Source organism: Streptomyces globisporus (genome assembly GCF_003501885.1).
Classification (GTDB): Bacteria; Actinomycetota; Actinomycetes; order Streptomycetales; family Streptomycetaceae; genus Streptomyces; species Streptomyces globisporus_D.
Map to the genome: position 1 here is coordinate 1 of NZ_QWFA01000253.1, position 7,417 is coordinate 7,417.

Below are 7,417 nucleotides of genomic sequence, written 5' to 3' on the forward strand. Positions count from 1 at the left end.
CCCGGAAGCCCCCGCACCGGTGCCCCCGGCCACCGACCCCCTCGTCGTCCGTCCGCGTCAGCCCGAGCAGCCCGCGGCCCGTCCGGCGCCGACGGCGTCCACCCCCGGCGGCCTGCCCGTCCGCACGCCCGGCCGCACCATGGGCGAGGCGGAGCGCGAGCGCGGCCGTCACCGGGGCACGCCCGCTTCCACCTCCGCGGCGAATCCGCGGGGCGACACACCGCGGGCCACCCCGCCCCGCTCCGCGGGCCAGCAGTTCGGCGCCTTCCAGCGCGGCCGGCGGCCCCAGGGCAACCCGACGCCGACGGAGCAGCCGGACGCCGGGACCGTACCGCCGCCGTCCGCCACGCCGTAGCCAGGAACGCCATCCCCAGGGTGTCCGGGGTCACCGGACGCGCTCGCTCGAACATCCGAGATTGGAGGTACGGGCCGTCGGCCGGATCCCGGCGCCACGGTCCCGTCACTCATCATGCAGACAACGGACAACAGCCTCACCTGGCTCCTGCAGAGGCTGCTGGAGCAGACCCCCGGCACGCGGCACGCCCTGGCCCTGTCCCGCGACGGGCTCAAGCTCTGCTGGAGCGAGCACCTCACCCTCGACCAGGCCGACCAGCTGGCGGCCATCTGCTCGGGCATGCAGGCGCTGGCACAGGGCGCCTCCATCGAGTTCGGCGACGGTTCCGGCGGCGTACGGCACTCGATGACCGAGTTCCACGGCGGCCTGCTCTTCATCGTCGAGGCCGGTGAGGGCGCGCACCTGGCCGTCGTCGCCACGGAGGAGGCCGACCCCAGCATCGTGGGCAACCAGATGACGCAGATGGTCGAGCAGATCGGCGAACACCTGCGCGCCGCACCACGCGGCACCCTCCCGGGGAGTACCTCGTGACCCCCCGGCGCCCCGTCGACACCGGGGCCCCCGACCGGCTCTACACGGTCACCGGCGGACGCAGCCGCGCCGCGGACTCCTTCGACCTGGTGACCCTGGTCGTCAGCGAGTCCCGGCCGGCACCCGGCATGCAGTCCGAGCACGCGCGGATCCTGGAACTGTGCAGCCACCCGACCGCCGTCGTCGAGATCGCCGCCGAACTCTCCCTCCCCGTCACCGTCGTCCGCATCCTGCTCGACGACCTCCACGTCATGGGCCGGATCACCGCCCGCCACCCCCGCGTGGCGGCCTCACCGACCGAACTCCCCGACTCCGAACTGCTGAAGGAGGTGCTCCATGGTCTCCGGAAGCTGTGAGCTCCCCGCCCGGCGCACCCCGCTGGGCGACGCGGCCGAGACCGGCCTGAAGATAGTCGTCGTCGGAGGGTTCGGCGTCGGCAAGACCACGCTCGTCCGCTCGGTGAGCGAGATCCGGCCGCTGAACACCGAAGAGGTCATGACCCAGGCCGGTGTCGGCGTCGACGAGACGAGCGGCGTCGACGCCAAGACCACCACCACGGTCGCCTTCGACTTCGGCCGCATCAGCCTCAACGAGCGCATCGTGCTGTACCTGTTCGGCGCCCCGGGGCAGGAACGCTTCTGGTTTCTGTGGGACCGGCTCTTCTCCGGCACGCTCGGCGCGGTCGTCCTCGTGGACACCCGCCGGATGGACGACTCCTGGTACGCGATCGACCGGCTGGAACACCACGGCACCCCGTTCGTGGTGGCGGTCAACCGGTTCGACGACGACGTCGCCCACCCCCTCGAAGAGATCCGTCAGGCCCTGGCCCTGCCCGAGCACATCCCGATGATCGACTGCGACGCCCGGGTCCGGACCTCCAGCAAGAACGTCCTGATCACGCTCGTCGACCATCTGCGCACGATGGCCATCGCCCGGGAGACGACACCATGAGCACCTCCGGCCCGTCCTTCGAGCCTTCCTTCGACTCTTCCCGCGCCACGGGCACCACCGCCTCCTCCGGCTGCCCGGTCGCCCCTGGTGCCGTACGGCTGTCCGGCGCCTCCTACCAGCAGACGCCCACGGAGCTCTACCGCTCGCTGCGGCGGGAGCACGGCGCGGTGGCGCCGGTCCTGCTCGACGGTGACGTACCGGCCTGGCTGGTCCTCGGCTACGCCGAACTCTCCTACGTCACCACGCACGACGAGCTGTTCGCACGGGACTCGCGCCGCTGGAACCAGTGGGCGACCATTCCGCCGGACTGGCCCCTGCTGCCGTTCGTCGGCTACCAGCCGTCGGTGCTCTTCACGGAGGGCGACGAGCACCGCCGCAGGGCCGGTGTCATCACCGAAGCGCTGGAGGGCGTCGACCAGTTCGAGCTGGCCCGCGACTGCCGGCGCATCGCCGAGCGGCTCATCGCGGACTTCGCCGGGAGCGGCCGGACGGAGCTGATGAGCAGCTACGTCCACGCCCTGCCGATGCGGGCCGTGGTCCAGATGTGCGGGATGCCGGTGTCGGGCTCGGACACCCAGCAGTTGGTGGACGACCTGCGGATCTCGCTCGACGCCGGTGAGGGGGACGACCCGGTGGCGGCCTACGGGCGGGTCGGCGACCGGCTGCGCCAACTGGTCAAGGACAAGCGGGCGGTACCCGGACCCGACGTCACCTCCCGCATGGTGACGCACGGGGCGGGGCTCTCGGACGAGGAGATCGTCCAGGACCTGATCTCGGTGATCGCCGCGGCCCAGCAGCCCACCGCCAACTGGATCTGCAACACGCTGCGGCTGCTGCTGACGGACGAACGCTTCGCGGTGAACGTCTCCGGCGGCAGGCTCAGCGTCGGCGAGGCGCTCAACGAGGTGCTGTGGCTGGACACCCCGACGCAGAACTTCATCGGCCGCTGGGCCGTACGGGACACCCAGCTCGGCGGCCGGCACATCCGGGCGGGCGACTGCCTGGTCCTGGGGATCGCCGCGGCCAACACCGACCCGGAGATCTGGCCGGAGGCATACGTCGGGGCCGAGAACTCCGCGCACCTGTCGTTCAGCGGCGGCGAGCACCGCTGCCCCTACCCCGCACCGCTGCTGGCCGACGTGATGGCCCGTACGGCGGTGGAGACGCTGCTGGAACAGCTGCCGGACCTGATGCTGGCGGTCGAACCGGCGGAGCTGACGTGGCGGCCCTCGATCTGGATGCGCGGACTGTCGGCGCTGCCGGTCCAGTTCAGTCCGATGGCGCAGTAGCGAGGGCCGGGGCGGGCGGCCGGGCCGAGAAGCGTTCCACGGCCCGGCCGCCCCAGGACGACCGCGTTCCGTCAGCCCGACACCGGTGTGAAAAGCACCGGCAGGCTCTTCGGCCCCCGGGTGAACACACCGTTCTCGACCGGGTCGAAGCCGTCGGCCAGCCGCAGATCGGGCATGGCGTCCAGCAACTGACCCACCCCGACCTCGACTTCGGACCTGGCCAGCAGAGCACCCACGCAGAAGTGCCGGCCGAGCGCGAAGGCGAGATGGTCGGCCGCCGCCGAGAACGCGTTCGTGGCGCTCAGGTCCTCGCGGAAGATGTCGAAGACATCGGGGTCGCGGTAGCGGTCCTCGTCACGGTTGGCGGAGCCGATCAGACAGGTCACCGTGGAGCCCGCCGGTACGGTGCCGCCGCTCAGCTCCACGTCCGTCGCGGACTGGCGCATGATCATGTGCACCGGCGGGGTGTAGCGCAGCGTCTCGGCGAAGGCACGGGCTATCAGGCTCCGGTCGGCGCGGACCGCCGCCAACTGCTCCGGGTGCGTGAGCAGGTTGGCGAAGATACCGGCGATGGCCTTGTCGGTGGTCTCGCCGCCCGCCGCGAGCAGCAGACTGCAGAACGCCTTGACGTCCTCGTCGCTCATCCGGACACCGTCGACCTCCGCGGTGCACAGCGTCGACAGCAGATCGTCGCCCGGGGCCTCCCGCCGTTCGCGGATGATCGGGAGCATGTACTCGGCAAACTCGACGCGGGTACGTTCACCGGCCCGCGCCACGTCCTGGTCGCCGGAGAGATTACCGAGAAAGGCGATGACGGCCGTATACCAACCGTGAAAACGCTCATAGTCGGACTTGTCCAGACCGAGCATGTCCGCAATGACGTTCACGGGAAATCGGGTGGCGTAGTCGGCGACCAGATCGACGGAACCGGAGCCACGGAACCGGTCGATCAATTCGCGCGAATTGCGCTCGATGACCGGTAAGAACTTGTCCCGCAGGTCGGCACCCCGGAAGGCGGGCGCGACGAGGGCCCGGCGTACGGCGTGCTCGCGCCCGCTGAGCTGGAGAATCGTCCGCCCGTGCACGGGCTCGATCTGCCAGTCGTAGTTCTCGGTGGTGAACTCACCGGCCTTGTCCTTGAAGACGCGCTCCACGTCCTCGTAGCGCGAGACGATGTAACTCTTGGTGGCCTCGTGCCACAGGAGCGGCTCGTCCTGTCGCATCCGGCGATACGCCGCATACGGGTCTCTCTCGAACTCTGGCGACAGAATGTCCGGCGCTCGGACGGTCATGACCACTCCCTTGCAAGCAGAACGGGGAACTGCGAGGTGCATGACTTATTCAGCTTGTACCGGCGGATATATGCAAGAGCCACGGGTCGCGAACTCCCCCGTCAGCGCCTGTCGTCCGGCCGCTACGATCTCCGGCTGTCACGCATGACCGTGAGCGGTCCGGGCCCGCGTGGGGGACCTTCCTGGAGTTGGCGGACCCCGCCGACGGCCCCCTGCACCCGCGGCCGGCCCGGGCGCTGCGGGCCGCCGTCACCGGCGGGCGGCTCGCCGTGGGCAGCACCCTGCCCCCGAGCCGGGTCCTCGCCGCGGATCTGCGGTGCTCCCGCCGGGTGGTGACCGAGGCCTACGCCCAACTCGTCGCCGAGGGCTACTTCGAGGCCCGCAGCGGATCGGCCACCCGGGTGCGGGCGCACGCCGGTGTCACCGCGCCCCCCGACGCCGACGCGGGCGTAGGCCCCGGCGCACCAGTTCCCCACCGGTGTCGTCCGCGAACGGATCGGTGTCCCGGGCCAATGCGACGCCGGAAAACCGGACCGCTTCGCCACGCCCGCGCTCGGGCACTCGGGTGCTCGGGCACTCAGGCCCCCTCGCCCTCGTTCCCGCTCTCGTTCCCGTCGTCGTTCGACGTCACCCGCCCCGTCAGCGCCGCCAGCGAGCTGCGTACGTGCGCCATGTGCGCCTGGACCTCCTCACGGCCCTCCTCGTGCTCCCGCAGGATCCGCTCCGTCTCCCGGACCACCCGCTCCTCCCGGACCCGGGCCTCGGCCAGCAGCTCCGCCGCCCGCGCCTCCGCGTCCTCCTGGCCGTGCCGGGCCGCTTCCTGCGTGGCGGCGAGGTGCCGGCCCGCCTCCGTGAGCAGCGCCTCGGCCCGCTCAGTCAGCTCCGCGTGCCGGGCCTCCAACGCGGCTTCCTCGGCGGCCAGTTCGGCCTCGGCCGCCTTGAGGCGCTCCGCGTGCTCCTGCTCCTGGTGGGCCAGCACGCTCGCCGTACGATCACGGGTCGCCGCCATCGCCGACGCTGCGGCCGCCCGCACCTCCTCGGCGTCCTGCCGGGCCGCCGCCAGCAGCCCTTCCGCCTCCCGGACCGCCGCGGCCACCCGTTCCTCCGCCGCCCGGTCCGCCGCCGCGCGTACCGCCTCGGCCGCCTCGCGCGCCGCGTCCCCGGCGGCACGGCCCGCCGCCTCCGCCTCGTCCCGCAGCGCCTGGCCCGCCGCCACAGCCTCGGCCTCCAGCGCCCGGGCCTCGCTCTCGGCCAGGGCCAGGATCCGCTGCGCCCGCTCCCCCAGCTCGGCGTAGTCCGGCACGGGCAGCGTCGCGACGGTCTCCGCCAGCCGGGCCGCCTCGGCGTGCAGTTCCTCGGCCCGGCCGGTCAGCCGCGCGATCTCGGCGAGCGCCCCGTCCCGCTCGGCCGTCAGGGCGGCCACCATGCGGTCCACCTGCTCCGGGCGGTAGCCCTTCCCCCGGACACCGACCACGTCGAACGCGGACACCGGTCCAGCACTCATCCCTGAAACCTCTCTCCGACCCAACGACCCACCGCGATACGTCAAGGATGCGGCAATTGGTGCCGGAAGTCGGAATCGATCAGCGGCATTCAGGCCGGAAGCGACCGGCATCACAGATCGGGCGAACCGTCACACAGCGAAGCGCCCGAACCCGGGAAGGGTTCGGGCGCCTCGGCCGGACCGTGAAGCCGGACCGCCGGACCGGGCCGGCAGACCGGGTCAGATCAGATCAAGCCGTCCCACATCTGCTCCAGCAGCACCGACCACCAGCTCTCCGGCGACGCCAGCGCCGCCGGGTCCAGCGCCACCAGCTGTGCCTGGAAGTCGACGGTCCAACGGCCCGCCTGCTCCGGGTTCAGCCCGTACCGCAGCCGCCACATCCGGCCCAGGAGCGCCATCGACCGCACGAACTCGGGCAGCCCCGTGTTCACGAACTGCGGCGGCACCGACTGCCCGCCGGGGCCCGCCTCCACCGGCACGGCCACGATGTTCGCCGTCCCGTACTGCACACAGATCGCCCGGCCGAAGTCCGTCCCCATCACCAGGTACGACCCCGCGTCCGGCGCCGGCTGCACCTGGCGCTGCGCGGCCAGCTCGGCCAGCGTCGGCACCACCGGCTGCCCCGGCTGCGCCCAGAAGAACGGCCCGAAATCGGCGGGCAGCCCCGCCCACACCAGGGTGCGCGCGACGACCTCCGGCACCCCCTGGCGGGACACCGCCCGCTGGTCGAACCGGAGGATGCCCTGCGGACCGAACGCCTGCGCCAGCTCCTCGGCCACCGCCTCCGGCGGCAGCGCGGGCGCGGGCGGCATCTGCGGCAGCGGCGCCCGCACCGGCGCGGGCCGCGCCGGGCCGTCCGCGACCTGGTGCAGCTCGCCCTGGTGCGTCAGCAGATGCTGCATGCCCTGCTGACGGCTGGCGTGATCCGTACCGTACGGAGCGACGCTGGTGATCCGCACCTGCGGCCAGGTCTCCCGGATCATCCGCGCGCAGTACCCGCCCGGCAGCTCACAGGACTCCAGCTCCGTGTGGAGCTCGATGACCTGCTGCGGCGGCACGTTCATCGCCCGCAGCTCGTGCAGCATCTGCCACTCGGGGTGCGGAGTGCCCGGCGCCGAGCGGCGGATCAGCTGCTGCTCGCTGCCGTCCGGAGCCCGGAACCGCAGCACGGCCTGGTAGCCGGGGCCCACGGTCGGCTGACCGGTGGGCTGCTGCGGATAGCCGTACGCCGGAGGGGGCGGGGTGTGCCCACCGGGCGGCGGACCGGGCTGACCGGGAGGACCCGGCGGCTGCGGTAGGGGACCGGGGCCACCCAGGGAACCGCCCGGGGCTCCGGGCGGACCGGGCGGACCGGGCGGGCCGACCTGGCCCGGAGCCGCGAACATCGTCTCGGCGTGGTGCACCCCGCCACCCGGGGGCGGCGTGGCACCCGGCGGCGGACCGGGAGGCCCGGGGGGCTGCGGAGCACCCGGGGCACCGGGCGGGCCGGGGGGCC

7 protein-coding genes and 2 pseudogenes are annotated in these 7,417 nt (G+C 72.8%); 6 read left to right on the forward strand and 3 right to left on the reverse strand.

Translation table 11 applies throughout. From position 1 onward, the window contains the following. From D3105_RS35555 to D3105_RS30855, 5 genes and pseudogenes are all read left to right on the forward strand, one after another. A pseudogene (locus D3105_RS35555) lies at positions 1 to 355 on the forward strand (ATP-binding protein); the annotation flags it as partial. Between the two features lie 114 nt (positions 356 to 469). Further along, positions 470 to 886, forward strand: a complete 417-nt coding sequence (locus tag D3105_RS30840) for a roadblock/LC7 domain-containing protein (protein ID WP_118906195.1) — start codon at positions 470 to 472, stop codon at positions 884 to 886. After that, positions 883 to 1,242, forward strand: coding sequence for a DUF742 domain-containing protein (locus D3105_RS30845; protein WP_118906196.1), 360 nt, complete (start codon positions 883 to 885; stop codon positions 1,240 to 1,242). Before D3105_RS30840 ends, D3105_RS30845 begins: the two co-directional genes overlap by 4 nt. Beyond that, positions 1,223 to 1,837: a GTP-binding protein gene (locus D3105_RS30850; RefSeq protein WP_118906197.1), complete on the forward strand. Its 615-nt coding sequence runs from the start codon at positions 1,223 to 1,225 to the stop codon at positions 1,835 to 1,837. Before D3105_RS30845 ends, D3105_RS30850 begins: the two co-directional genes overlap by 20 nt. Next, entirely contained in the window at positions 1,834 to 3,126 is a 1,293-nt protein-coding gene (locus D3105_RS30855; RefSeq protein ID WP_118906198.1) for a cytochrome P450, read from the forward strand. The genes D3105_RS30850 and D3105_RS30855 overlap by 4 nt, the downstream gene beginning before the upstream one ends. Before the next feature lie 71 nt (positions 3,127 to 3,197). Here the strand turns inward: D3105_RS30855 and D3105_RS30860 are convergent, their stop codons facing one another. Further along, entirely contained in the window at positions 3,198 to 4,349 is a 1,152-nt protein-coding gene (locus D3105_RS30860) for a cytochrome P450 (protein ID WP_165891113.1), read from the reverse strand. 251 nt (positions 4,350 to 4,600) lie between these two features. Here D3105_RS30860 and D3105_RS30865 point away from each other — a divergent pair. Then, positions 4,601 to 4,927, forward strand: a pseudogene (locus D3105_RS30865) (GntR family transcriptional regulator); the annotation flags it as partial. A gap of 68 nt (positions 4,928 to 4,995) precedes the next feature. On the opposite strand, the gene D3105_RS30870 reads toward D3105_RS30865, so the two are convergent. Further along, positions 4,996 to 5,922, reverse strand: coding sequence for a cellulose-binding protein (locus tag D3105_RS30870; protein WP_118906200.1), 927 nt, complete (start codon positions 5,920 to 5,922; stop codon positions 4,996 to 4,998). A 224-nt stretch (positions 5,923 to 6,146) separates the two neighbouring features. Beyond that, positions 6,147 to 7,417: SUKH-4 family immunity protein (locus D3105_RS30875; protein ID WP_240647086.1), on the reverse strand; the 1,271-nt coding region annotated here is incomplete at its 5' end.